The sequence below is a fragment of the Vibrio sp. 1167 genome (assembly GCF_033340375.1).
Taxonomy (GTDB): domain Bacteria; phylum Pseudomonadota; class Gammaproteobacteria; order Enterobacterales; family Vibrionaceae; genus Vibrio; species Vibrio alginolyticus.
The window spans coordinates 45,277-71,117 of record NZ_JAWOWK010000015.1; the positions used below are offsets into that span (position 1 = coordinate 45,277).

20 protein-coding genes are annotated in these 25,841 nt (G+C 45.6%); 17 read left to right on the top strand and 3 right to left on the bottom strand.

Annotation, left to right across the window (positions count from 1 at the left end; all coding sequences use genetic code 11):
- The first annotated feature begins 301 nt into the window (after nt 1-301).
- The 8 genes from rodZ (at nt 302) to R7Z78_RS21360 (ending at nt 8,719) form a co-directional block, all read left to right on the top strand.
- Entirely contained in the window at nt 302-1,252 is a 951-nt protein-coding gene (rodZ, locus tag R7Z78_RS21325; RefSeq protein ID WP_005383707.1) for a cytoskeleton protein RodZ, read from the top strand.
- 6 nt (nt 1,253-1,258) lie between these two features.
- A complete protein-coding gene (gene ispG, locus R7Z78_RS21330; protein ID WP_005381699.1) occupies nt 1,259-2,377 on the top strand; it encodes a flavodoxin-dependent (E)-4-hydroxy-3-methylbut-2-enyl-diphosphate synthase in 1,119 nt (372 codons plus the stop codon).
- A 26-nt stretch (nt 2,378-2,403) separates the two neighbouring features.
- The gene (gene hisS, locus R7Z78_RS21335; protein WP_104975880.1) at nt 2,404-3,672 is read left to right on the top strand and encodes a histidine--tRNA ligase; all 1,269 of its coding nucleotides are present in this window, start codon (nt 2,404-2,406) and stop codon (nt 3,670-3,672) included.
- Between the two features lie 126 nt (nt 3,673-3,798).
- Nucleotides 3,799-4,413, top strand: coding sequence for a YfgM family protein (locus R7Z78_RS21340; protein ID WP_005381697.1), 615 nt, complete (start codon nt 3,799-3,801; stop codon nt 4,411-4,413).
- Between the two features lie 12 nt (nt 4,414-4,425).
- Nucleotides 4,426-5,586 carry an outer membrane protein assembly factor BamB gene (gene bamB, locus R7Z78_RS21345; RefSeq protein ID WP_005381696.1) on the top strand — a complete coding sequence of 387 codons (1,161 nt, stop codon included), beginning with the start codon at nt 4,426-4,428 and terminating at the stop codon, nt 5,584-5,586.
- Nucleotides 5,587-5,753: 167 nt separating this feature from the next.
- Complete coding sequence (gene der / locus R7Z78_RS21350) at nt 5,754-7,250, top strand: ribosome biogenesis GTPase Der (protein ID WP_017820569.1); 1,497 nt, start codon at nt 5,754-5,756, stop codon at nt 7,248-7,250.
- A 59-nt stretch (nt 7,251-7,309) separates the two neighbouring features.
- Entirely contained in the window at nt 7,310-8,185 is an 876-nt protein-coding gene (locus R7Z78_RS21355; RefSeq protein WP_104976043.1) for a metal-dependent hydrolase, read from the top strand.
- Between the two features lie 309 nt (nt 8,186-8,494).
- Complete coding sequence (locus R7Z78_RS21360) at nt 8,495-8,719, top strand: zinc ribbon domain-containing protein (protein ID WP_104975881.1); 225 nt, start codon at nt 8,495-8,497, stop codon at nt 8,717-8,719.
- 13 nt (nt 8,720-8,732) lie between these two features.
- On the opposite strand, the gene xseA is transcribed toward R7Z78_RS21360, so the two are convergent.
- Nucleotides 8,733-10,064: an exodeoxyribonuclease VII large subunit gene (xseA, locus tag R7Z78_RS21365; RefSeq protein WP_017633909.1), complete on the bottom strand. Its 1,332-nt coding sequence runs from the start codon at nt 10,062-10,064 to the stop codon at nt 8,733-8,735.
- Nucleotides 10,065-10,295: 231 nt separating this feature from the next.
- Between xseA and guaB the strand changes: the two genes are divergently transcribed.
- The 5 genes from guaB (at nt 10,296) to R7Z78_RS21390 (ending at nt 17,793) form a co-directional block, all read left to right on the top strand.
- On the top strand, nt 10,296-11,762 hold the full coding sequence (guaB, locus tag R7Z78_RS21370; RefSeq protein ID WP_017633908.1) for an IMP dehydrogenase: 1,467 nt from the start codon (nt 10,296-10,298) through the stop codon (nt 11,760-11,762).
- Between the two features lie 99 nt (nt 11,763-11,861).
- Nucleotides 11,862-13,415, top strand: a complete 1,554-nt coding sequence (guaA, locus tag R7Z78_RS21375) for a glutamine-hydrolyzing GMP synthase (protein ID WP_005383721.1) — start codon at nt 11,862-11,864, stop codon at nt 13,413-13,415.
- Nucleotides 13,416-13,580: 165 nt separating this feature from the next.
- Entirely contained in the window at nt 13,581-15,104 is a 1,524-nt protein-coding gene (locus R7Z78_RS21380; RefSeq protein WP_005381684.1) for a Na+/H+ antiporter NhaC family protein, read from the top strand.
- 212 nt (nt 15,105-15,316) lie between these two features.
- Entirely contained in the window at nt 15,317-17,020 is a 1,704-nt protein-coding gene (locus R7Z78_RS21385; protein WP_042521182.1) for a chitinase, read from the top strand.
- 182 nt (nt 17,021-17,202) lie between these two features.
- A complete protein-coding gene (locus R7Z78_RS21390; protein ID WP_005381682.1) occupies nt 17,203-17,793 on the top strand; it encodes an acetate uptake transporter in 591 nt (196 codons plus the stop codon).
- A gap of 100 nt (nt 17,794-17,893) precedes the next feature.
- Here R7Z78_RS21390 and R7Z78_RS21395 read toward each other — a convergent pair whose 3' ends face one another.
- Nucleotides 17,894-19,441, bottom strand: a complete 1,548-nt coding sequence (locus R7Z78_RS21395; RefSeq protein WP_005381681.1) for an alanine/glycine:cation symporter family protein — start codon at nt 19,439-19,441, stop codon at nt 17,894-17,896.
- Nucleotides 19,442-19,747: 306 nt separating this feature from the next.
- A complete protein-coding gene (locus tag R7Z78_RS21400; RefSeq protein ID WP_104975882.1) occupies nt 19,748-21,004 on the bottom strand; it encodes a D-amino acid dehydrogenase in 1,257 nt (418 codons plus the stop codon).
- Nucleotides 21,005-21,110: 106 nt separating this feature from the next.
- Between R7Z78_RS21400 and R7Z78_RS21405 the strand changes: the two genes are divergently transcribed.
- The 4 genes from R7Z78_RS21405 to R7Z78_RS21420 all read left to right on the top strand — a co-directional run bounded on the left by R7Z78_RS21405 (nt 21,111) and on the right by R7Z78_RS21420 (nt 25,780).
- Entirely contained in the window at nt 21,111-22,022 is a 912-nt protein-coding gene (locus R7Z78_RS21405) for a LysR substrate-binding domain-containing protein (RefSeq protein WP_053350249.1), read from the top strand.
- A gap of 119 nt (nt 22,023-22,141) precedes the next feature.
- Complete coding sequence (locus R7Z78_RS21410) at nt 22,142-23,410, top strand: O-acetylhomoserine aminocarboxypropyltransferase/cysteine synthase family protein (RefSeq protein ID WP_104975883.1); 1,269 nt, start codon at nt 22,142-22,144, stop codon at nt 23,408-23,410.
- Between the two features lie 208 nt (nt 23,411-23,618).
- A complete protein-coding gene (locus tag R7Z78_RS21415; RefSeq protein ID WP_104975884.1) occupies nt 23,619-24,950 on the top strand; it encodes an aspartate aminotransferase family protein in 1,332 nt (443 codons plus the stop codon).
- Nucleotides 24,941-25,780, top strand: a complete 840-nt coding sequence (locus tag R7Z78_RS21420) for a 3-keto-5-aminohexanoate cleavage protein (RefSeq protein ID WP_104975885.1) — start codon at nt 24,941-24,943, stop codon at nt 25,778-25,780. Before R7Z78_RS21415 ends, R7Z78_RS21420 begins: the two co-directional genes overlap by 10 nt.
- The last annotated feature ends 61 nt before the right edge of the window (nt 25,781-25,841 follow it).

The window sequence follows — 25,841 nt, forward strand, 5'->3', positions numbered from 1 at the left end:
AAAGTTTGGACAAAAGCTTGAGCTATCTGTTAGTTTGAGTGTAAAGAGTTTTTGTCTTCGTTGCGCATTCGCTTATCATGATATGTAACACTAACGATGACACCGATAATTCTCAGCACTTTCTCACATACGTTTTGCTGATTTTTGCAAAACGGGTATTCGCACTCAGATCGCTGAGAGTTTCTTAAAATTATTATTTTTGGTTAACGCGTTTAGGCTAGCTATCTTTTAAAGAGGCTTAAGAACAATAACGAAAATACATGACCACGTTAGCCACTAAAACAGATTAAATACCGCCATTATGACAGAACACGAAAATACGAATGAAGTGCCACTCTCTATTGAAGCTGGCACATTACTGAAAAACAAACGTGAATCCTTGGGAATGAGCCAAAAGCAAGTTGCCGATCGCCTGAGGCTTCGCATTTCTGTGATTGAAGATATTGAAAATAACCGATTTGAATCTCAACAAGTCGCGACATTTACGCGTGGTTACTTACGCTCTTACGCTAAATTCGTAGGTCTTGATGAGAAGGTGGTTTTGACGGCGTTAGAGCAGACTGCAGATGCTCAGCCTCAAGAGCAAGAAATTGAAATGCAAAGCTTCTCTCGTAAAACAAAAGACGAGAAGCACAATAGCCGTATTATGCTCCTTACTTGGGTTATCGGGCTGGTCATTATTGGCATTTCAGCGGCATGGTGGTGGCAAAACCAACAAGAGAATAGCCTAACTAAGGAAGTAACGGATTCGAGTGTTGAAGCGCCGCAGCCCACTGCTCAAGAATTAGCTGATATCGATTTGATGACGGCTGAAGAGTTAATCGCAAGCACTCCTGAAGAAGTTGCTTCAACTAATGAAGGTGTTGCTGAATTGACTGAAGCACCCGTTGAGCAAGGGGCGGATCCTTTGCTGACTGAAACTGAAAATACAACAAGCGTAGATTCTGAAGAACCTGTTGCCGTGATTGAAGCGGCGGAAGAGGAACAGCCTGCGCCAGTAGTACCTGAAGGCATGACACTTCTTACTATGAAGTTTAAAGCGGACTGTTGGATTCAAGTAAAAGACACCAATGGTAAAACGCTGGTAAGTGGTACTCATAAGCCAGGACAAGATGTAGAACTTACCGGAAAAGCGCCATTTAAAGTGATATTAGGCGCACCGGAAGGGGTTACAATGACATTTGCAAGTGAACCTGTCGACCTTTCTGGGTATACTTCAGGCAAAGTAGCTAGATTCACTCTACCGTTATAAAAAATTATGCAACACGAATCTCCAATTATTCGTCGTAAATCGACGCGTATTTATGTGGGTGATGTGCCAATTGGTGATGGTGCGCCAATTGCAGTACAGTCAATGACTAACACTCGCACGACTGACGTAGAAGCGACAGTCGCTCAAATCCGAGCACTAGAAAAAGTCGGCGCAGATATCGTTCGAGTTTCTGTACCTACGATGGACGCAGCAGAAGCTTTCAAACTGATTAAACAGCAAGTTTCTGTACCATTAGTGGCCGATATTCATTTCGACTATCGTATCGCGCTGAAAGTGGCGGAGTACGGAGTTGACTGTTTACGTATCAACCCAGGTAACATCGGCAATGAAGAGCGCATTCGCGCTGTTGTTGATTGCGCTCGCGATAAAAACATCCCGATCCGTATTGGTGTCAATGGTGGATCTTTGGAAAAAGATCTACAGATGAAATACGGTGAGCCTACGCCAGAAGCCTTGGTTGAGTCGGCGATGCGTCACGTAGATCATCTCGATCGTCTTAACTTTGACCAATTTAAAGTTAGCGTGAAAGCTTCAGACGTTTTTCTTGCGGTGGATTCATATCGTCTGCTGGCGAAGAAAATCGATCAGCCTCTTCATTTAGGTATCACAGAGGCGGGTGGTGCTCGAGCTGGCGCTGTTAAGTCATCTGTTGGCTTAGGTATGCTGTTATCTGAAGGGATAGGCGATACGCTGCGTATCTCTTTGGCTGCCGATCCAGTTGAAGAAATCAAAGTCGGTTTCGACATCCTTAAATCTCTGCGCATTCGCTCTCGAGGCATCAACTTTATTGCGTGCCCAAGCTGCTCACGCCAAGAATTCGATGTGATTGGTACGGTGAATGCACTAGAGCAACGTTTAGAAGACATCATCACGCCAATGGATGTGTCTATCATCGGTTGTGTGGTAAACGGCCCTGGTGAAGCAGAAGTTTCTCACTTAGGTCTAGCAGGTAGTAACAAGAAGAGCGCATTCTACGAAGATGGTAAACGCCAGAAAGAGCGCTTTGATAACGATGACCTTGTGAATAAGCTAGAAGCTAAGATCCGTGCGAAAGCAGCTATGATGAATGGCGAAAACCGCATCGAAGTTAAAGTACAAGATTAATCTCAACGAGAATTACGGTAAGTATTGTGGCAAAAACAATTCAAGCAATTCGAGGCATGAACGATTGCCTCCCAACTCAGTCGCCACTGTGGCAAAAACTAGAAAACACAGTGAAAAATGTAATTAGCGCATACGGTTATAACGAAGTGCGCATGCCAATCGTTGAAGAAACAAACTTATTCAGCCGCGCTGTTGGTGAAGAAACAGACGTCGTTTCAAAAGAAATGTACACCTTTGATGACCGTAACGGCGACAGCCTAACACTTCGCCCTGAAGGTACGGCGGGTTGTGTACGTTCATGTATCCAAAACAGCCTGATCAACCGTGATGAACAGCGTCTGTGGTACATGGGACCTATGTTCCGCCATGAACGTCCGCAGAAAGGTCGTTACCGTCAATTCCACCAGTGTGGTGTTGAGGTGTTCGGTCTAAATGGTCCAGATGTTGATGCAGAGCTTATCATGATGACGGCGCGTTTATGGCGTGAGCTAGGTATCAATGAACATGTCCGTCTTGAGCTGAACTCTATCGGTTCTCAAGAAGACCGCGCAGACTACCGTAATGCACTGGTTGCATTCCTTGAGCAACATATTGATGTGCTAGATGAAGATTGTAAGCGTCGCGTGCACACGAACCCACTGCGTGTTCTGGATACGAAGAACCCAGACGTTCAAGCTATTTTAGGTGATGCGCCTCGCCTTTCAGATTACTTGGGTGAAGAATCTAAAGCACACTTCGCAGGTCTATGTGAACTTTTAGACGCCGCAGGTATCAAATACACAGTTAACGAACGTCTAGTTCGTGGTCTGGATTACTACAATCGCACGGTATTTGAGTGGATCACTGAGAGCCTAGGTGCTCAAGGCACTGTATGTGGTGGTGGTCGTTACGATGGCCTTGTAGAGCAATTAGGTGGTAAACCAACACCAGCGGTTGGCTTTGCAATGGGCCTAGAGCGTCTAGTACTGATGCTAGAAACGTTGGAACTGACAGACGTTCGTCGCAGTGTTGACGTGTACGTAGTCACAGCGGGTGAAGGCACCATGATGGCAGGAATGAAGCTAGCAGAACAGCTTCGCGAGTCTGTTCCAGGCGTTCGTGTGATGAATCACTTCGGTGGCGGTAACTTCAAGAAACAGTTTAAACGCGCAGACAAAGTTGGTGCTGTTGTAGCATTGGTTCTGGGCGAAAACGAAGTTGCGGATAATACCGTAGTACTGAAAGACTTAGCTGGTGGTGAGCAAGAGACTTACAACCAAGCAGAAGTTGCAGAAAAGATCGCAGCACTGATTTAAGTCTTTTAGTAATCTAACAAAATTACATCCTAGTTCGTAAGCTAAGGCTCCCAAATGTGGAGCCTTTAAACGAAATAGGAACAATGGCAGCTAAGCTGCCATTTACATGTTTTAAGAGGACAGGAAGTGGAACTTTACGATACTGAAGAACAACAAGTTGAAGCCATTAAAGACTGGTGGAAGGAAAACGGCAAAGCCGTCATCATCGGTGCGGTTGTTGGTTTAGGTGGTCTATTCGGCTGGCGTTACTACCAGGATTCTGTGATTCAGGCGAGTGAAGCAGCTTCTCAAAGCTACACGACAGCAATGAATGCTTTGCAAGACAAAGGCACTGATGCTCAAGCTGACGTGAAAGCTTTCATTGAGTCAAATGAAGTAAAAGAATATTCAGTATTGGCTGCGCTACAACTTGCTAAAGCACAAGTTGAAGCTCAAGACCTTTCTGCTGCATTGGAGCAACTGAAGTGGGCGCAAAGCAACACTCAAGATGCTGCGTTGTTACCATTGATTAGTTACCGCATTGCGCGTATTGAGACGGAAATGGGTAACTTCGACGCTGCAACGGCAGAGCTGAGTAACGTCACTGATACAGCATGGACAGGTCGTATTGCTGAACTTCGTGGCGATATTGCGATTCGCCAAGGTGACAAAGATGCTGCGTACGCTGCGTATACTGAGGCTCAGCAAGCGGCAGATGCAAGCCCGACACTACAAATGAAATTGGACGATCTGGCGAAATAAGGACCGCATTGGATGAAAAGAGTCTTTAAGAAAGCCTTGCTAGGGGCGTTAACAATGGGAGTACTTGCCGGTTGTGCAGGTGAGAAAGACACCATTGTAATGGCGCCACTACCTCAGGTAGACAGTCAGTTTACAACCAGTAGTGAGTGGAGCACATCGGTTGGCGATGGTGTCGGTCATTACTTTTCAAAGCTATCCCCTGTATTTGCGAATGATACATTGTTCGTGGCAAGTCGTGATGGCTTAGTAAAAGCGCTGGATCCTGAGAATGGTAAACAACGTTGGCAAACGGACCTAGAAGAAGATGTCATTGCTCGTCTCTCTGGTGGTATCACAGCGGCATACGGAAACCTTTACATTGGCTCTGAGAATGGTGAAGTCATCTCTCTTGACCAAGAAACAGGTGAAATTGTTTGGCGTGTAAAAGTTGGTGGTGAGGTACTGGCGAAGCCAGTTGCAGATTCAGGCCTTATTATCATCAATACTAGCCGAGGCATGTTGATTGCCCTTAATGAGAGTACAGGTGAGCAACGCTGGGCATTGAGTACAGAAGTGCCGAACCTAACTTTACGTGGCGACAGTACTCCGACTGCAATTGGCGGCGGTGTATTTTGGGGAACGGCAAATGGCCGACTCGCAGCTGCTATCGTTGAGCGTGGTCAGTTGATTTGGCAACAGCCTGTTGGTACGCCAAAAGGCGCGACAGAAATTGATCGTTTGGTTGACGTTGATTCATCGCCAATTGTGCTAGGCGGTACTCTTTTCACCATTGGATACAATGGTCAACTTATCGCCATTGATTTGCGTTCAGCGAACCCGATTTGGAAGCGTAATTACTCATCTGCAACAGACATTTCTACAGATGGTAGCCGCATCTTTGTGATAACGGAAAAAGATCATGTTGTTGCCGTTGATTCACGAAGCGGAACTGAGTTGTGGGAAAACAGCTTGCTTGAGCACCGACAACTTACAGCGCCAGTTATTGTTGGCAATTATCTCGTTGTCGGTGACACGCTTGGTTACCTTCACTGGATGGATCGTTCAACGGGCGAATTTGTTGCGCAGCAGTTTGTCGATGATAGTGGCTTGGCAGTTGGCCCGACGTTATTGTCGGATGGTTATGTGATTACAACTCGCAACGGCGATGTAAAGAAACTAACCATTAACGAATAATATCGTGATATAATTCACATTCGGCTCCTGGCTGGTGACAGCTAGGAGCCGTTTTGTTGTTTGAATTTATTAACCCTGACGTGGTTATAGGTAAAAAGCTGGTTTGATTTGGCATCGAGCAAGTCGTTACCTATAACTACAGAAGAAAGATTATTGTAGAGGTTGTTATGGTACCTGTTGTAGCTCTAGTAGGGCGTCCGAACGTAGGTAAATCTACACTATTTAACCGATTGACTCGCACTCGTGACGCGTTGGTTGCGGACTTTCCAGGCCTAACGCGAGACCGTAAATATGGCCAGGCGAGACTTGGTGAAGAGCACGAATTCATTGTGATTGATACTGGTGGTATCGATGGCACAGAAGAAGGCGTGGAAACAAAGATGGCAGAACAGTCATTAGCCGCGATTGATGAGGCTGATGTTGTATTGTTCCTTGTTGACGGTCGTGCTGGTCTGACACCTTCAGATGAAGCAATTGCTGCGCATCTGCGTAAAATTGAAAAGCCAGCGATGCTGGTAGTAAACAAAATCGATGGTATTGATGCCGATGCGGCGTGTGCTGACTTTTGGCAGCTCGGCGTGGATGATATGTACCAGATTGCGGCCGCTCATGGCCGTGGTGTGACCGCTTTGCTTGAGCGTGCTTTATCTCCATTCTTTGATGATCTACTAACAAGTGAATCTGAAGAAGGTGAGATTGAAGACCTGACTGGATTCGAAGACGAAGAGCCTCTTGTTGAAGATTACACTGAAGAAGACGCAGAAGCAGAGTTCAAACGCCTTCAAGAGCAGCCGATTAAGTTGGCGATCATCGGTCGTCCTAACGTAGGTAAATCGACACTGACTAACCGTATTCTGGGTGAAGAACGTGTGGTTGTATACGATATGCCTGGTACAACGCGCGATTCTATCTACATCCCGATGGAGCGTGATGGACGCGAATACGTACTAATTGATACCGCAGGTGTTCGTCGTCGTGGTCGTATCAATGAAACGGTTGAAAAGTTCTCTGTTGTTAAGACGCTGAAAGCGGTAGAAGATGCAAACGTCGTTCTACTGGTGATTGATGCACGTGAAAATATTTCAGACCAAGACCTAAGCTTGCTTGGTTTTGCACTGAATGCTGGCCGCTCAATTGTCATCGCCGTTAACAAGTGGGATGGTCTAGACAGTGACGTGAAAGAAAGCGTGAAGAAAGAACTGGACCGCCGTCTAGGATTCGTCGACTTCGCGCGTATCCACTTTATCTCTGCGCTGCACGGTACTGGCGTTGGTCACTTGTTTGAATCTATTCAAGAAGCATATAACTCGGCGACAACGCGTGTGGGTACGTCAGTACTGACGCGTATCATGAAGATGGCTGTGGATGATCACCAACCGCCAATGGTTCGTGGTCGTCGTATCAAACTCAAATACGCACACGCAGGTGGTTACAACCCACCGATCGTTGTTATCCACGGTAACATGGTTCGTGAATTGCCAGATTCGTATAAACGTTATCTGATGAACTACTTCCGTAAGTCTCTGGAAATTATGGGAACACCGATTCGCATTAACTTCCACAACAGTGATAACCCATACGAGAACCGTACGAATAAGCTTACGCTATCACAAGAGCGTAAACGCAAACGTATGATGTCGATGGTGAAAAACCGCAATAAATAATGAAATTCGAATACCCAAGTTTCTACTTGGGTATTTTTTTATCAAAAGTAATCGTAAAAATGACTATCACAGCAACAAAGACTCGTTTTTGTCATCAAACATGGCAATTAGAAGCACAAATACAGCTCGTTCAATCTACGGAAGAAGTGACTTACGTTATTACAGATGTCACGCCGTTCCATCCCGTTAGTCACATATGGCCGGATCACCCTGCAGATAAAGGAACGTTGAAGGTGAATGGGGCTGAGCATGACGTAGTAGATTGCCAAGTTGGGGCAGTGGAGCAGGAAAGTGGTGCTCTGTATGTGGGTAGTGACATCCCTGTAAAGCGTGATGCTGAAGGTTGGGTGTTTGTCGTCGTGCATGTTTTATCACGTACGGAATCACTTGTTACTGATGATTTGGTGACATTGGCGGTAGATAAGGATTACCAACGCGCTTTGAGTCGAGGCCACACTGCAGGACACTTAGCGTATTTGGCGTTGAATAAAGTACTATCGGAAGACTATTGGCGAAAAGACGCAGACCGCAAAGACCCACATGGTTATTATGACTTTAATAGCTATGCGCAAGTTACTAGTTATGTCACTCCAGACAAGTGCCTCGATACGTACCGTTTAGGCAAAACACTCCGTAAAAGAGGGTTAAACAGTGCAGATATGCTGAATGACCTCCAGGCGATTGCAGAAAAAGTGAATGGCCAACTGGTTGAATGGCTTCAAAGAGATGCGATGATCACCATGGAATGCCACGGCGATAGATTAACGGATTCTCGCTATTGGAAGTGCGATTTAGGGGAAGGTCAATTAGCGGTAATCCCTTGTGGTGGAACGCATGCGAGCCATTTAAATGAGTTTGCTTTTATCCAAGTTAAACTCGTTAAGCTCGACGCTCAAACTATCGAAATGCACACCAATGTAAACACTGCTTTTTGAATAAGATCTTTTTATTAAATTCTTATTTTTCGTTTAATTAAATCTATATATGGTTTTTTATTCTGTCTTAAATTGGAATGCAGAATATGTAACTTATGCTTTCGGTGTGTGGTTATATAAATATTCTTTTAAGGGGTGATCGCTGATCAAGGAGTAAATATCAGACGATCAGTATAAGATCCTACGTATCAAGTATGGTTAACGCCTCGTGAAACTTGTTGGGGCGGTGATGAAGATCAACATACTTGTTCGTTATTTTGAGTAGCATGCGTTACTCGAAATTGCTTAGTTTAGAGAGAGGAACGGGATATGCAGCAGAACATTTGCCCGACTTGCAATGTCGAACTGGAATGGACAGGACAATACCATTGTGCACAGTGTGAATCGGATTTTAAAAAAGTAGGTTTTTGCCCTGATTGTGAGGCGGAGCTGGAGAAGCTGCAAGCATGCGGTGCTGTGAGTTACTTTTGTAATGTGTGTAATGAACTCAAATCAAAATCACGTGTCCGATTTGAGTTCCAGAAAATCAGTTAACCAGAGTTTGTATTCAGTTAACGGTAGAGCGAACGTCGCCTTCGGCTAATCGAGTAATCAATACATCTCCCGATTTTACATCTGAAGATTGAGTAATCACTTTACCTTGCTCAGTTTGAGTAATTGAGTAACCTCGTTTCAATGTCGCTAGTGGGCTGACGGTGTCTAACTTCTCTGCAGCAATCGCGAGTTGATGGCGCATAGTCAGTAATTTGCGATCCATTGCATCCATGAGCTTTTGCTCAACACGTTCTAGCTTCGACTTCTGCTCGGCAAGGCGTGTTACAGGAGAATTTAATTGCAGCCGATAATGTTGACGCTCGATTCGCTGTTGACGCAAGGCAATAAAACGACTCATCGCTCGCTGTAAGCGCATGTCCAACTCATCTAACTGTTGCGTCTGACGTTGCAAGCGATAGCTTGGGTGCTGTCTCTCTAGACGGTGCACTAATTGAGCAGATTGCTGCTTTTGTTGTGCTAAGTAGTAACGCATCGCGCTCGCTAACTTATGCTGGCGGGTAACTAAAGCTTGATCTTTGTGGCTGTTATCACGGCTTACTAGCTCAGCGGCTGCTGATGGAGTAGGCGCGCGTACGTCGGCGACAAAATCAGCTATTGTCACGTCAACTTCATGTCCAACGGCGCTAATAATAGGAATTTGGCTTGCTGCAATCGTGCGAGCTAATATCTCGTTGTTAAAGCACCATAAGTCTTCTAATGAACCACCACCTCGGCCCACAATTAGCACATCACATTCATCACGGCTGTTAGCGCGACCAATGGCTTGTGCAATTTGAATGGCTGCGTCCTCACCTTGTACCACTGTCGGATAAATCACAACAGGTAGGGAAGGATCACGACGTTTCAATACGTCTAAGATATCGTAAAGCGCGGCACCAGTTTTCGATGTGATGACGCCAACACGTTTAGGGTGCTCAGGCAAAGATTGCTTATTAATTTGCGCGAACAACCCTTCTGCTGCAAGCTTCATTTTCAGCTCTTCAAACTCTTGTTGAAGACGGCCATCACCTTCCGGTTGCATGCTTTCGATGATCAATTGGTAGTCACCGCGAGGCTCATAAAGAGACAGACGAGCTTTTACTAGGACTTGATTACCGTTAGCGGGTTTGAAAGTAACGCGGCGATTGTTACCACGAAACATGGCACATTTAACTTGAGCGCGAGAGTCTTTAAGAGTGAGGTACCAGTGACCAGAGACAGGAGCTGAAAAGTTGGATATCTCTCCGACGAGCCAAACGATCCCCATTTCGTTTTCAAGGAGTAAACGAACTTCTGCGTTGAGACGAGAAACAGTAAAGATGTTTTGATTGGTCTTGGAGAGCACAGCTAATCTCTTAGACGTGAGTATGGAAATTAGCGGCAATATAATACATAGCAAGGGGGTAATTGCAAGAAAAAAAATAAAAAATTTGTGGTCAAGCGATTGCGTTAACCGTATAATCCCTCCGCAATATCTAATCCAAATGTAGCTTGTTGCTAACACAGGTTACCCTCATTATGCGAAACGATGAGATTGGATTGTTCTTTTTACTCTTCTAATTGTGAGATATTGCAAATGCTAAGAATTGCCAAAGAAGCGCTGACATTCGATGACGTACTACTTGTGCCAGCACACTCCACCGTTCTCCCAAACACAGCTGATCTTCGCACTCAGCTAACTAAGAACATCACCCTAAACATCCCAATGATTTCAGCGTCTATGGACACTGTTACTGAAGCTCGTCTAGCAATTGCGCTAGCGCAAGAGGGTGGCATTGGCTTTATCCACAAGAACATGTCTATTGAGCAGCAGGCAGCCGAAGTTCGTAAAGTTAAGAAGTTCGAAGCTGGTATGGTAACTGACGCGGTTACTGTAAACCCTGACGCGACCATCGCTGATGTTGTTGCACTCACTGAAAAGCATGGTTTTGCAGGTTTCCCTGTTGTCACTGAGAGCAATGAGCTTGTTGGTATTATCACTGGTCGTGACGTTCGTTTTGTGACGGACCTTTCTAAGAAAGTATCTTCAGTAATGACGCCAAAAGAGAAGTTGGCAGCAGTTAAAGAAGGTGCAACACGAGAAGAAGTGCAAGAGAAAATGCACGAAGCTCGTGTAGAGAAAGTATTGGTTGTGAATGATGAGTTCCAACTAACCGGTATGATTACTGCGAAAGACTTCCACAAAGCAGAACGTAAACCAAACGCATGTAAAGATGAGCGTGGTCGCCTACGTGTTGGCGCAGCCGTTGGTGCTGGCGCTGGTAACGAAGAGCGTGTTGCTGCTCTAGTTGAAGCAGGCGTTGACATTCTACTTATCGACTCTTCACACGGACATTCTGAAGGTGTACTAAACCGCATCCGCGAAACTCGCGCTGCTTACCCAGATCTAGACATCATCGGTGGTAACGTAGCAACAGGTGCTGGTGCTAAAGCACTAATCGAAGCTGGCGTAAGCGCAGTGAAAGTTGGTATCGGCCCTGGTTCTATCTGTACAACTCGTATTGTAACGGGTGTGGGAGTTCCACAAATCACTGCAATCGCAGATGCGGCAGAAGTGGCTAATGATTATGGTATTCCGGTTATTGCTGATGGTGGTATCCGTTTCTCAGGTGATATCTGTAAAGCAATCGTAGCTGGCGCATCATGTGTGATGGTTGGTTCTATGTTTGCTGGTACTGAAGAAGCGCCGGGAGAAGTGATTCTATACAATGGCCGTTCTTACAAGTCTTACCGCGGCATGGGTTCTCTTGGTGCTATGTCTCAAGGTTCTTCTGACCGTTACTTCCAGTCTGACAACGCAGCGGACAAGCTAGTACCAGAAGGCATTGAAGGTCGTATCGCATACAAAGGCCGTCTAAAAGAGATCGTACACCAACAAATGGGTGGTCTACGTTCAAGCATGGGTCTAACTGGTTCTGCAACTATCGAAGATATGCGTACGAAAGCTGAATTTGTACGTATCTCTGGTGCAGGTATGCAAGAGTCTCATGTACACGATGTTCAAATTACTAAGGAAGCGCCGAACTACCGTCTAGGGAACTAATTACCTAACGGAAACGTTTGCTTTTTCCTTGAAGCATTAAGAAGAGGCGAGTACACTCGCCTCGGTTTTAATCACTTAGCCTTAAAAAGACTGCTCAAAATGACTAAAAATATCCATGACCAACGTATTCTGATCTTGGACTTCGGTTCTCAGTACACTCAATTAGTAGCACGCCGCGTACGTGAAATCGGCGTTTACTGTGAACTATGGAGCTGGGATGTAGAAGAAGCGGATATTCGCGAATTCAACCCAGATGGCATTATCCTATCTGGCGGTCCAGAAAGCGTAACGGAAGAGAACTCTCCACGCGCGCCTCAATATGTGTTTGATTCTGGTGTTCCTTTGCTTGGCGTATGTTACGGCATGCAAACCATGGCGGAACAGTTAGGAGGCAAAGTAGCGGGCTCTAACGAACGTGAGTTTGGCTACGCTCAGGTTAAAGTTTCTGGTGAATGTGCTCTATTTAAAGACCTTGAAGCAACTCAAGACGTTTGGATGAGCCATGGCGACAAAGTAGTAGAGATCCCAGCCGATTTCGTAAAAGTTGGTGAGACAGACACTTGTCCTTACGCTGCGATGGCGAACGAAGAGAAGAAATACTACGGTGTTCAGTTCCACCCAGAAGTGACACACACAAAAGGTGGCCTACAAATGCTTGAGAACTTTGTTCTTGGCGTATGTGGCTGTGAGCGTCTATGGACTTCGGAATCTATCATCGAAGACGCGGTTGCTCGCATTAAAGAGCAAGTGGGTGACGACGAAGTTATCCTAGGTCTATCTGGTGGTGTTGATTCATCGGTAGTTGCGATGCTGGTTCACCGCGCAATCGGCGACAAGCTAACGTGTGTATTTGTTGATAACGGTCTACTTCGTCTAAACGAAGGTCAACAAGTAATGGATATGTTCGGCGACCAATTTGGTTTGAACATCATCAAGGTTGACGCTGAAGAACGCTTCCTAAAAGCACTTGAAGGCAAGTCTGACCCAGAAGAGAAGCGTAAGACTATCGGTCACGTATTCGTAGATGTATTCGATGAAGAGTCTAAGAAGCTGAAAAACGCGAAATGGCTAGCTCAAGGTACGATTTATCCTGATGTAATCGAGTCAGCTGCATCTAAGACTGGTAAAGCGCACGTGATCAAATCGCACCACAACGTGGGCGGTCTTCCAGATGACATGGAAATGGGTCTTGTTGAGCCACTACGTGAGCTGTTCAAAGATGAAGTACGTAAGATTGGTCTAGAGCTAGGCCTGCCTTATAACATGCTTTACCGCCACCCATTCCCAGGTCCAGGTCTAGGTGTTCGTGTTCTTGGTGAAATCAAGAAAGAATACTGTGACTTGCTACGTCGTGCTGATGCTATCTTTATTGAAGAGCTTCACGCTGCAGACCTATATGACAAAGTATCTCAAGCGTTCACGGTATTCCTACCAGTTCGCTCTGTAGGTGTAATGGGCGATGGCCGTAAATACGACTGGGTTGTATCACTGCGTGCAGTAGAAACCATCGACTTTATGACGGCACACTGGGCGCACCTACCATACGACTTCCTTGGTAAGGTATCTAACCGTATTATCAACGAAGTTGATGGCATTTCTCGTGTTGTTTACGACATTTCTGGTAAGCCACCAGCGACTATCGAGTGGGAATAATTTTCCTCTAGACAGTTGAGTTTATAAGAACCAGCCTTCGGGCTGGTTTTTTTGTACTTCAAGTTTGTGAAGAGGTGGCTCAACTTTTTTGTGAGAGATATATACATGCGATTAAATTAAATATATATTCATTTTAATTGTTTAATTATCATAAATGGTATTGCTATGGAACAGGCTGACGTTACCTCTCTAATTCCCATCCTTATTACTCTTTTCCTCGCGCTGACCACAAGAAATGTCGTTGTTGGTTTATTCGCGGGTGTGGTGAGTGGTGTCGCTATGCTCGAAGGGACATTTGTCGAAAAAGGGCCACTAGACTCGTTTAGTGCATTGATGAAAAGCTATCTACTGCCGCAATTAACTGACAGCTACAATGCGGGCGTCATTTTGCTCTTGGTCTTTATTGGTGGCTTTGTTGCCTTGATGGAGAAATCTGGCGGTGGTGTGGCGTTTGCTAAAAAGGTCACTCAATGGGTGGCGAGTAAGTGCCAAGCTCAACTGTCCGCATGGTTCGGTGGTGTTGTTATTTTCTTCTCAGACCTTGGTACACCACTGATTGTTGGCCCTGTTTTTCGCCCTTTATTTGATAAGTTAAAAGTATCACGCCAAAAATTAGCTTTTATTATCGATTCGACTTCCTCTCCGGTGGCAATCTTGATCCCTTTTATCGGATGGGGTGTTTACATCATGGGGTTGATTCAAAAAGAGTTTACTGCCCTGAATGTCAGTATGAGTGATTGGGATGCTTTCATTGGCGCGATCCCGTATCAGTTTTACGCCTTTCTTGCGATCGCGATTGTGCCGATTGTCTCTTTCTTCAAATTAGATTTCGGACCGATGGCGAAGGCTGAGCAGTTAGCAGAACAGGGCTCCGACTTTGGGAAAGTACAGGAGTCTATGAATGTGTTTACGCATAAAAATGCAAAATCCAGTTTTGTATGGGCGCCTTTGCTCGTTATGCTGGTGGTTCTATGTACCATCCTCGTGCCACACGGTTTTCCATTTCAAAAAGTGGCAGGATCAACGTTTAGGGCTGCACTTTCTTCTGCATATTTCTTCGCGGCCTTCACTTTAATTGCGCTGATGGCGTTTTATGGCGTAAGAAAGCTTTCGGATGGTATTCAGGTTTATCTGAAAGGGATGTCAAACATGATGTCAGTGGCGGTGATTCTGGTATTGGCTTGGGCGCTTAGCTCGGTTGGGAAAGAATTAGGTGCAGCTGCATACATTGCTGAACAAGCTCAAGCCGGTTTCCCTTACTGGTTATTGCCAGCGGTTGCGTTTTTACTGGCCGGTATTATCTCGTTCGCTACGGGATCATCTTGGGGGACGTTTGCCATCATGATGCCATTAGTGATCCCAACTGCCGTCGCGATTGATGCACCACTGTTGGTTTGTATTGGTGCGGTATTATCTGGAGGCTTGTTTGGCGATCACTGTTCTCCCATCTCTGAAACTACGATTTTGTCGTCGACAGGAGCGGGGTGTGAACAGTATGAGCACTTCCGTACACAATTGCCTTACGCATTACTCAATGGAATGATCGCATTGGGGTGTTTTCTTTTAGCTGGAATCAACGCCTCACCAGTGATTGTGCTTGCCGCAATTATTTCTCAGTGTGTGGTTTATTTTGTGCTGTCTAAACAAAAGTCAACCGCGAAGCTAGAGGTGGTTTCGGCAGAACAATAAAGAGAGAAACATCACAAAGCGGAGGCTCACAGGGTCTCCGCTTTTCTTTTGAGTCAAGGTAACATTTTTCTTGTGACAAAATGTGTGTGAGGACCTATTTATTCATTTTGTCTCGCAGAATCAACGTACTTGGCTCGGTGTTTCGTATATATGATCCACTATATGTCTAGTTATTCCTCGTATATTGTATTGTTGAAATCCGGAGACTAGACATGTTTGCACTCAAACATCTTCCTCTTGCATTGAGTTGTGTCTTAGCAGCACAAGTGAATGCGAGTATGAATATTCAGCCCGATCCGCAAAATCCGAATGGTTATGTTATTGCTCGTGGTGACGTTCAAGCCGTAGAGCAAAGCAAAACTTCTGATCCTATGTATGCCATTTGGTCACAAGCATTAGAGACACGCCCGAACTCAGTGGTTGAAGCGATTGTTCCAGGGGCGACAACCAACCCAGAAAACGTGAAGCGTGTAGAGCGTGTATTCCCCGAAAGTGAGTGGGACTTCCTGACTCAAATGGCGGCACCTGAATACACTTACACGCGTTTCCTACGTGCAATTGGTAAGTTCCCTGCATTCTGTGGTGAGTACACAGACGGTCGTGATTCGGATGCAATTTGTAAAAAATCGATCGTGACAGCGTTTGCTCACTTTGCACAAGAAACCGGTGGCCATATTTCGATTGATAACGTATCGGATAATCCGCTAGGGTTGGAAGAGTGGCAGCAAGCTTTGGTTCATGTGCGAGAAATGGGATGGTCTGAAGGGCAAGAAGGTTACACAACAGGTTGTGGTCAGAATGACTGGCAAAATAAGCGTTGGCCATGTGAGTCTGGACAAGGTTACTTTGGACGTGGTGCAAAGCAGCTTTCTTACCATTTTAACTATGGCGCGTTCTCTGAAGTGATGTTTGATGGCGATGCATCTGTATTGCTGAAAAATCCAGGCTTGGTTGCGGATTCGTGGCTGAACTTAGCATCGGCTATCTGGTTCTTCCTAACCCCACAAGCACCGAAACCTGCAATGCTACATGTGATTGACCGTACTTGGGTGCCTTCACAGCGTGAGCTTGATGCTGGCATTGGTTACGGCTTTGGTACCACCATCAACGTGATCAATGGTGGTATTGAGTGTGGAGAGCAAAACAAAGATAAAGGTCAACCTGTTAACCGTATTCGCTATTGGGAAGGACTTGCCGCTCATTATCAAATTCCAATTGAAGCCGATGAGACCAATACCTGTTGGCAGCAGACGCCTTACGGCAGCTTAAATCTGAATGGTGCGACAGACGTGTTGTACACCAACTGGGATGGGAACTGGAAATACTACTCAGATCGTCCGGGAGGCCACTCTTTTGAATGTGAACTTGTTGGTTTCCAAACGGCTTACTCTGCGCTAGTTGCGGGTGACTATGAGAAATGTGTAACTAACTTCTACCAATCTCATGCGGGTTGGCCAGAAGTTCGTGTAGTTGACAAGTTAGACCCAGTGGATCCGGTCGATCCGCCTGTAGGTGGTGTGGCAGCTTGGGATTCTGGCAAAGTATATAACACGGGTGATCAAGTTTCTTACCAAGGTGCTGTTTACGAAGCGAAATGGTGGTCACAAGGTAATGAGCCAACGAAAGGAGACCCTTGGAAGCTGGTTTCAGGCACTCCTACGGAGCCGCCTACAACGGAACCTGAACCACCGGTGACTGAGCCAGAGCCGCCCGTCACAGAACCTGAGCCGCCAGTAACCGAGCCAGAACCACCAGTTACAGGCAATTTTATTCAGTGGGAGCCGGGTGTAACGCAAGTCGCTAACGGCGATAAAGTGACGTACCAAAACAAATGTTTTGTCGCAAAAAATGGCCCTGGAGTATGGGAAAGCCCAACGCAAAGCAACTGGTTCTGGGACGAGATTTCTTGTCAGTGATCGAGTAAAAAACAACCTAACTATCTATAAAGACTCTGCTTTTTTGCAGGGTCTTTTTTTATATATGTAGTGGTTTATTTGTGGAATCTAAGTTTTCAATAACAGCTTTTCTCTTTTGTTCTGCAGCCCATTAAAATTCGCGCGCATTTTTTATCAACATTTTTGAAAAAAGGTATTTGTACATGTCGACAAAACTGGCTAACCCAGCACCGCTAGGTCTAATGGGTTTCGGTATGACCACTATTCTGCTCAATATTCATAATGCAGGATTTTTCCCAATTGACTCTATGATCCTAGCGATGGGCATCTTTTACGGTGGCCTTAGCCAAGTAATCGTTGGCATCATGTGCTTTAAACGCGGTGATACATTCGGCACAACTGCGTTTACTTCTTACGGTCTATTTTGGCTAACATTGGTTGGTCTAATCGTAATGCCTCACATGGGTCTTCCTGCAAGCCCTGCAAGCTTTATGGGTTGGTACCTAGCGCTTTGGGGCATCTTCACTGGTTTCATGTTCATTGGTTCTCTATGTTACCCAACAGCGAAGCAAGTGGTATTTGGCTCTCTAACTATCCTGTTCTTCTTGCTTGCTGCTCGTGATTTCACTGGTAGCGAAGTGATCGGTGCTATCGCTGGCTTCGAGGGTATCTTCTGTGGCGCAAGTGCAATTTACTTCGCAATGGCACAAGTACTGAACAACGAATTTGGTCGTGAAGTGTTACCTGTAGGTAAAGCAAAAATCGCTCGTAAAGTTGAAGCGGTTATCGCCTAAGCTGCTACTCATAATGAAGAAAGGGGGATTAACCATTGGTTAATCCCCCTTTTTTATGTCCTCAATCGGACCACTGCTTTTTCTTATTTATGTGATAACGCTATGTTGATGGTTGCTCAACAGTTTCTGCGCTATTGCTGTCTGCCGTTGGTGCTTTACCCGTTTTACGTCGGTACTTATCTTCCCAGTAATCTGCGCCTTTAATGCCCAGTGCAACAGGGTTAAATGTAAAATCGGTCACACCACGTTTTTGTTGCTCTTCGTAGTCGTTCAGTGCTTTGAGTGCAGGCTTCGACATAAAGAAGATGATCAAAATACCGATGATGTTTAGCCACGCCATCAGTCCTACGCCTACATCACCCATCGCCCATGCTAAGTTGGCGGTTTTCACGGTTCCGTAGAACACGGATGAAATAATGATGACTTTCAGAATAAACATCAGTCCATTTACTTTGAACGTACGACGAATGTAAGCAATGTTCGTTTCTGCAATGTAGTAGTAAGCCAGAATGGTCGTAAACGCGAAGAAGAATAGAGCGATTGCGATGAATGGTTTACCCACGCCAGGTAGTGCGCTTTCGATCGCCATCTGTGTAAACACAGGACCATTTGCACCAATATCCGCTGGTAGGTTTTGAACCAGGAATGTACCTTCAATCGCACCATTTACGTTGTACGCGCCAGTGATAAGAATCATGAACGCGGTTGCTGAACACACAAGTAGTGTATCGATGTAAATAGAGAAAGATTGAACAAGACCTTGCTGAGCTGGGTGATCAACACTCGCTGCTGCTGCTGCGTGAGGACCAGTACCTTGACCTGCTTCGTTGGAGTAGACACCACGTTTTACACCCCAGCCGATTGCTGCACCAACGCCTGCCATTGGTGTGAATGCGTCACCAATGATCATGCCGAAAATGCGTGGAACCTCACCAATGTTTAGAAGGATGATGACAAACGCAGTAATGATGTAAGCTAACGCCATAAATGGCACAACGACTTGGGTAAAGTTCGCGATACGCTTTACGCCACCAAAAATGATGAAAGCCAAAATGACACAAACAACCGTACCAGTGAAAATTTTAGCAAAACTGAAGGTACCAATAGCGGTTTCAATCATGTCACCTGAGCCAAATGCGGCTTCTACTGCGTTACCGATACTGTTCGATTGAACGCCAGGAAGTAGAACACCACAAGCAAAGATGGTCGCGATAGCAAAGATCCAAGCGTACCATTTTTGTCCCATTGCTTTCTCAATATAGTAAGCAGGGCCACCACGGAACTCGCCTTCGTCTTCTTCTTTATAAATTTGTGCAAGTGTTGATTCTGCGTATGCGGTTGCAGCGCCAAAGAAGGCTACGACCCACATCCAGAATACGGCGCCTGGGCCACCGAAACCGATAGCAGCAGCAACACCAGCAATGTTACCTGTACCTACACGGCCAGACAGTGAAACGGCAAGTGCCTGAAATGATGATATCCCTTTTGTTGAACTCTTCCCTGAAAGTAATAAGCGCCACATCTCAAAGAAGTGACGAATTTGTACAAAACGCGTCATGATTGAATAGAACAAACCTGCGCCAAGGCACAAATAGATCAGTACCGGGCTCCAAATAATTCCATTCAGAAAATCAACTAATGACTGCATGAGTATTTTCCCTGTTAGTTGTGTTTGTGGTTGTTTTTCACACAATACATTACCCTTTATGTAATGCAATTGTTAACTTTTTTAGCTACAAATCCTTTGTAGCGTGATGATGAACACAGAATGGAGAGTAGTTGTTAAAATTTGGTTCTTGTTGCTTATTTGCTCCTTTTAGGTAGAAGATTTGCTTGATGATTAATTATGCAGCACATTGTCATTTAAATGTGCTGCGATTTTGATGAGTTAAAAATGCCAGTGGTTATGCATTTTGTGGAGTAAGTGTCTGCCTGTTTTTGTTCAGTCATGTCCTCAGGCGTAACGACAAAGGTTAAGCTCCGCATTATCCATCACTTTTGTTTTTTCACCTTTCATTACGCTTGCTAGCAATTGACCTGAACCACAAGCCATCGTCCAACCCAGAGTTCCGTGTCCGGTGTTAGTAAAAAGGTTATCGTATTTAGTCGCGCCGATAATTGGTGTGCCATCAGGCGTCATTGGCCTAAAGCCGCTCCAAAACTCAGCTTGGCTGAAGTCACCACAACGAGGAAAAAGATCACGGATGACCATTTCGATGGTGTTTTTGCGCTTTTGTGGAAGGGAAGCATCAAACCCTGCTAATTCTGCGGTGCCAGCTACGCGAATTCTGTCATCAAATCGAGTCATAGCGACTTTATAGGTTTCATCCATCACAGTAGATCGAGGAGAGAAGTGTTCATCTTCCATCGGGATGGTGAGTGAATAGCCTTTGACAGGGTAGACCGGAATATCAATATCGAGTTGCTTGAGTAGCGCTGTAGAGTAGCTGCCAGAGGCCACCACATATTGGTCTGCTTTAAATTGTCCTCGGTTCGTTTGGACACCTATGATCTTTTTGCCTACTGTAACCCAATTGCTTACTTCAGTATCGAACTCAAATCGGACACCGTGTGCCTTAGCAAGCTCCGTTAGTTGTTGGCAAAATTGATGGCAATCGCCCGTTTCGTCATCAGGTAGATGCAAGCCACCAACCAGTTTGTCTTTCACAAGTGCAAGCCCTGGCTCTTGTTCAATACATTGTTCGACGTCCATTAGCTTAAATCGGGTTCCGCTTTGTTCAAGGAGCTGCATGTCCTTTTCAATAGTTTGCAGCTGTTGATGTGTTCGGAATACTTGCAAGGTCCCAAACTGACGTCCTTGATACTCAATGGCGTGTTCTTGGCGTAACTGTTCTAAGCAAATACGGCTGTGGTTAGCGATAGAAAGCATGCGAGCCTTGTTAACTTGATAGCGAGGTAGGGTGCAGTTCGCGACCATTTTACTCGCCCAGCGGATCATGTCGGCATTCAGAGTGGGTTTGATTTTAAGTGGAGCATGCTCCTCCATTAACCACTTAATGGCTTTAACAGGAACACCAGGCGCAGCCCAAGGCGAAGAATAGCCATACGAGATCTGCCCGGCATTGGCGAAGCTCGTTTCCATGGCACTGCTTGGTTGGCGGTCAATGACGGTAACTTGATAGCCTGCTTGAGATAAATACCAAGCAGAGGTTAAGCCGATAACGCCGCTGCCTAATACGATGACTTCCATTGATGCACTCCACACATTTATCAGAGTGCTCAGTTTCTTTTCTTTACCTTTTATTAACAATCGATATAAATTACACATAGCGTTTAGAAAAACTATAGGCTCAAGGATGAAAAGTAATCTGATAAGTGGCTTGTGTCTATTTAGCCAAATCGCGGAGTACAACAGCTTTACTGGTGCTGCGAGACATTTACACCTCACCACTGGTGCCATAAGCCAACAAATTATTCATTTGGAAGCGTTATTAGGTTTTACTTTATTTGAACGCCACTCTCGCGGTATTCGTTTAACCGTAAAAGGCACTCAGTTACACCAAGCGACGCAGTTTCACTTTTCGGAACTGAGCAAATTGCTTGATGAGCTCAAAGTAGAAAAGCAAACCAATGAAATTCGTTTGAAGTTGACGCCTTCTTTTGCTTTCAAATGGTTAGTTCCAAAGCTCGAAAGCTTCCATCACGATAATCCGGATATCCAAGTACAAATCTTTGCGGAAGGTGCGCTGGTAAATAGTGAGATAAAAGACTATGACGTCGCAATTGACTATGGTCTTCATCCTTATAGAAATGCTAACGCGGAGCTGATTTTGGATGAGCATCTGCTACCGGTGATGAGTCCAAAATACCTTGAGGATCATGGCTGGCTAAAAACGTTGTTTGGTGAGCAAAAAAACTCAATGCCAGTGAAGCAATGGCAAGAGGCGACGCTACTACACGATGCGATGCCATGGGAAAAAGCGACGCGTGACTATGAGTGGCTATATTGGGCGTCAGCGATGGGGTTGGATTTTAAAACCGATATCGGACACTTTTTTAATCGAACGGATATGGCGATGTCTGCAGCCGAAGCAGGCGTTGGGATTGCGATGGCACGAATGGCACTGATTGAGGATGAATTGACGACAGAGCGTTTGGTTTCTCCATTCAAACCGATTCCTGCCAATGCAGGGTATTACTTGATCATGAACACACGTACGAATGCGACAGAAACGTTTCGTCACTGGTTACTTGGACAGTTGAATTAGCGTTTTATCTCTGTGATTCATCCCTACGTTATTTGTTGAAAAGTTGGGCAATATAAGTTTTATAAGCAAGGTAAGTGCTTTGCTTGCCGCTATTTGAGTGATGAAAGACAGGGAAGAACATGAAAGACGAAACGCTATCCATCCATTTTGGTTACGAAACTGACCCTACCACTAAATCTGTCGCGACGCCGATTTATCAAACAGTCGCGTACGAGTTTGATAACGCGCAGCACGGCGCTGATCTGTTTAACTTGGAAGTGCCGGGTAATATCTACACTCGCATCATGAATCCGACTAACGATGTTCTGGAAAAACGCATGGCGGCGTTAGAAGGCGGCATTGCCGGGTTGGTCGTGAGTGCGGGGAGTGCAGCGATTAACTATGCGATTCTGACGTTAGCGCAAGCGGGCGATAACATCGTTTCTACGCCGCAACTTTATGGCGGTACTTACACCTTGTTTGCGCACATGCTGCCAAATCAAGGTATTCAAGTGAAGTTTGCCAAAGATGACAAGCCAGAAAGTTTGGCCGAGTTAATTGATGAAAATACCAAAGCGGTGTACTGCGAGAGCATTGGTAACCCTGCAGGTAATATCATCGATTTAGAACGTGTGGCGGAGCTTGCTCACGCACAAGGCGTGCCTGTGATTGTGGATAACACCGTCGCGACGCCAGTGCTGTGCAAACCCATCGAGTTCGGTGCGGATATCGTAGTTCACTCTCTCACTAAATACGTTGGTGGGCATGGCACCACATTGGGTGGTGTGATTGTGGATTCAGGTAAATTCCCTTGGGCGCAGCACAAAGACCGCTTTCCTGTTTTCAACCAACCAGAACCTTCTTACCACGGCGTGGTGTATACCGAAGCGTTTGGTGAGGCGGCATTTATCGGGCGTGCGCGTACCGTACCACTGCGTAATACCGGAGCCGCATTATCACCGATGAATGCATTTATGCTTATGCAAGGGCTAGAAACGTTACCGCTGCGCATGGAGTGCCATACCGAGAACACACTCAAAGTGGCTGAATTCTTGGAACAGAATGACAAAGTCAGTTGGGTAAGTTATGCCGGATTGCCAAGTTCTGAACACTTCCATCTCGCCGAAAAATACATGAAAGGTAAGCCTTCTGCGATTTTGTCGTTTGGTTTAAAAGATGGTTATGACGCTGGTGTGCGTTTTTATGATGCTTTGAAAATCTTTAAGCGTTTGGTGAACATTGGCGATGCAAAATCATTGGCTTGCCATCCTGCATCGACGACTCATCGTCAATTGAGCGAAGCAGAACAAAAACAAGCTGGTGTGTCTCCAGAGATGATTCGTTTATCGGTGGGTATTGAACATATTGACGATATTCTAGCCGATTTAGAACAGGCACTAAACGCGTAAAACGATTCTGTTTTTAGCTTTGGGTTACCCATAGGCCAGCCTTTAAAAAAGCTGGCCTATTTTTATTTTATTGTTTAAATATCAAGGGTTTTGGTGTTTTTGGTTTGTGGTATTCCAAAAGCTCATAGAGGGTGAGATTTATTCTCTTGTCACGTTTGGGTTTGTTCCTGATGATGTGTGCAAGTATTACACATTGGAAGGGACTCAAATGTCTTACGTATTTCACCGTCATTGCCATGCCACGCTACCAATCATCGATAGAGGTGAAGGTGTTTATCTATTCGATAAGCATGGAAAGCAGTATCTCGATGCTTGTGGTGGTGCTGCGGTATCAAACCTTGGCCACAGTCATCACGCCGTTAAAAAAGCCATGTTGGAACAGATCGAGCGAGTGCCATTTGCTCATACTGGATTTTTTACTAGTGACAACAGTGAGCGCCTAGCAGAATTGATTTGTCAGCACATGCCTGAACAGTTCAACCATGTGTATTTAGTCAGTGGAGGATCAGAAGCGGTGGAGTCGGCACTAAAAATGGCGCGGCAGTATTTCGTGGAATCAGGTAAGCCAGAGAAAAAGCAATTCATCGCGCGTCAGCAAAGTTATCACGGTAATACCTTGGGGGCTCTGGCTGTCGGAGGTAATGAATGGCGACGTGAACCGTTTAAACCCATCTTACACCCGAGCCATCATATCGCCCCTTGCTATGCTTATCGTTATCAGCAGAGTCATGAGTTGGAATTGGATTACTCATTGCGAGCGGCGAATGAGCTAGAGGCAAAAATTCTTGAGTTGGGGGCTGATAATGTCATGGCTTTTGTCGCTGAGCCCATTGTGGGAGCCACCGCTGGAGCTGTGCCTGCCACACAAGGTTACTTCAAGCGTATTCGCGAAATATGCGACCAATACGATGTGTTATTGATCTTGGATGAAGTCATGTGTGGCGTTGGACGCAGTGGCAGTTTTTTTGCGTTTGAGCAAGAAGAGGCAGAACCCGATCTGGTGTGTATGGCTAAAGGGCTTGGTGCGGGCTATCAACCTATTGGCGCGGTGGTTGCGAATGATCGAGTCTATCAAGCTATTGCTGATGGAAGCGGTTTTTTCCAACACGGTCATACCTTTATGGCGCACCCTGTGGCGTGCGCTGCTGCCGTGGCAACAATTGAAACCATCTTCCAAGATGATTTATTAACGGCGGTGAATCAGCAAAGTGCTTTGCTGCGTAATGAGCTTACTTCTGCATTGGCCCATTTACCGTACATTGGCGACATTCGTGGTAAAGGCTTGTTTTTTGGCATTGAGCTGGTGGCGGATAAAGAAAGCAAGGCGCCTCTGAGTAAAGCCACATTGGCAGACAAACGCATCAAACAGCGAGCAATGGAAAATGGCTTAATGTGCTACCCAATGGGCGGAACGATTGATGGCGTTAATGGGCACCATATTTTGCTCGCACCGCCATTCATTATTCAGTCTCATCATATTGATGAACTAGTCGGTAAACTCTCATTAACGTTAAAAGAGGTGGCGGAGACATGGAAGTAGCAAACCAATATTTGCGAGAACCTATCGCCATTATCGTGGCCCCAAACGGTGCTAGAAAAACTAAGCACGATCACGCCAACTTACCTATGACAAAAGACGAACTGGTTGCAGAGGCTATCGCTTGTCAAACGGCAGGGGCTGCCATGATCCATTTGCATGCTAGAGATGCCAACGGATGTCATTCATTAGACATCGACGACAACATGGCAATTTACCATGCCGTGAAAGAAGCGGTGGGAGAAACCATGATGGTTCAGCTCACCACAGAAGCTGTGGGTTTATATTCTCCGCCACAACAGAGGGCGTTAGTCAAAGCTGTGAAACCTGAAGCGGCTTCTTTCGCATTGAGGGAGTTAATCCCCGATCGCGCAAGTGAAAAAGAAGGGCATGTCTTTTTCCATTGGTTGGCAGAGAACAGCATCGTGAGCCAAATTATTCTCTACGATACAACCGACATTGAACGTTATTTCCAACTACGCGATGCGGGCGTGTTACCTAAAACGTATCAGCATGCATTAGTGGTGTTAGGGCGTTATCACCAAACTCAACAGTCTTCGCCATGGGATTTACGAGGTTTGAATTTGGCGCGTTTTGACGAGGAAGAAATTCGATGTGCCATTTGTGCTTTTGGTGCGCGAGAGCAAGACTGTTTAGCGAGTGCGATGTTACTTGGATTCGATGTTAGAGTGGGGTTTGAGAATAACCACGTCGATGTGGCAGGCGAATTAGCAATCAGTAACGCGGCTCAGGTGGAAGCTCTACGCGATGTGGCGCATCGCTTTGCGATTCCTTTACGCAGTGCGCAAAGTTTGCGTTCAGCTTTGAAGTAAATCTGCTCGCGGAAAAGAAAAAAAGAAGAAAGGAAAGTAAAAAGGCTCCATCGGAGCCTTT

What these genes read in the sequence shown, in the direction of transcription:
- rodZ (WP_005383707.1), top strand. Translation starts at nt 302, where the DNA reads ATGACAGAACACGAAAATACGAATGAAGTGCCACTCTCTATTGAAGCT.
- ispG (WP_005381699.1), top strand. Translation starts at nt 1,259, where the DNA reads ATGCAACACGAATCTCCAATTATTCGTCGTAAATCGACGCGTATTTAT.
- bamB (WP_005381696.1), top strand. Translation starts at nt 4,426, where the DNA reads ATGAAAAGAGTCTTTAAGAAAGCCTTGCTAGGGGCGTTAACAATGGGA.
- der (WP_017820569.1), top strand. Translation starts at nt 5,754, where the DNA reads ATGGTACCTGTTGTAGCTCTAGTAGGGCGTCCGAACGTAGGTAAATCT.
- R7Z78_RS21355 (WP_104976043.1), top strand. Translation starts at nt 7,310, where the DNA reads ATGACTATCACAGCAACAAAGACTCGTTTTTGTCATCAAACATGGCAA.
- R7Z78_RS21360 (WP_104975881.1), top strand. Translation starts at nt 8,495, where the DNA reads ATGCAGCAGAACATTTGCCCGACTTGCAATGTCGAACTGGAATGGACA.
- guaB (WP_017633908.1), top strand. Translation starts at nt 10,296, where the DNA reads ATGCTAAGAATTGCCAAAGAAGCGCTGACATTCGATGACGTACTACTT.
- guaA (WP_005383721.1), top strand. Translation starts at nt 11,862, where the DNA reads ATGACTAAAAATATCCATGACCAACGTATTCTGATCTTGGACTTCGGT.
- R7Z78_RS21380 (WP_005381684.1), top strand. Translation starts at nt 13,581, where the DNA reads ATGGAACAGGCTGACGTTACCTCTCTAATTCCCATCCTTATTACTCTT.
- R7Z78_RS21385 (WP_042521182.1), top strand. Translation starts at nt 15,317, where the DNA reads ATGTTTGCACTCAAACATCTTCCTCTTGCATTGAGTTGTGTCTTAGCA.
- R7Z78_RS21390 (WP_005381682.1), top strand. Translation starts at nt 17,203, where the DNA reads ATGTCGACAAAACTGGCTAACCCAGCACCGCTAGGTCTAATGGGTTTC.
- R7Z78_RS21395 (WP_005381681.1), bottom strand. Translation starts at nt 19,441, where the DNA reads ATGCAGTCATTAGTTGATTTTCTGAATGGAATTATTTGGAGCCCGGTA.
- R7Z78_RS21400 (WP_104975882.1), bottom strand. Translation starts at nt 21,004, where the DNA reads ATGGAAGTCATCGTATTAGGCAGCGGCGTTATCGGCTTAACCTCTGCT.
- R7Z78_RS21405 (WP_053350249.1), top strand. Translation starts at nt 21,111, where the DNA reads ATGAAAAGTAATCTGATAAGTGGCTTGTGTCTATTTAGCCAAATCGCG.
- R7Z78_RS21410 (WP_104975883.1), top strand. Translation starts at nt 22,142, where the DNA reads ATGAAAGACGAAACGCTATCCATCCATTTTGGTTACGAAACTGACCCT.
- R7Z78_RS21415 (WP_104975884.1), top strand. Translation starts at nt 23,619, where the DNA reads ATGTCTTACGTATTTCACCGTCATTGCCATGCCACGCTACCAATCATC.
- R7Z78_RS21420 (WP_104975885.1), top strand. Translation starts at nt 24,941, where the DNA reads ATGGAAGTAGCAAACCAATATTTGCGAGAACCTATCGCCATTATCGTG.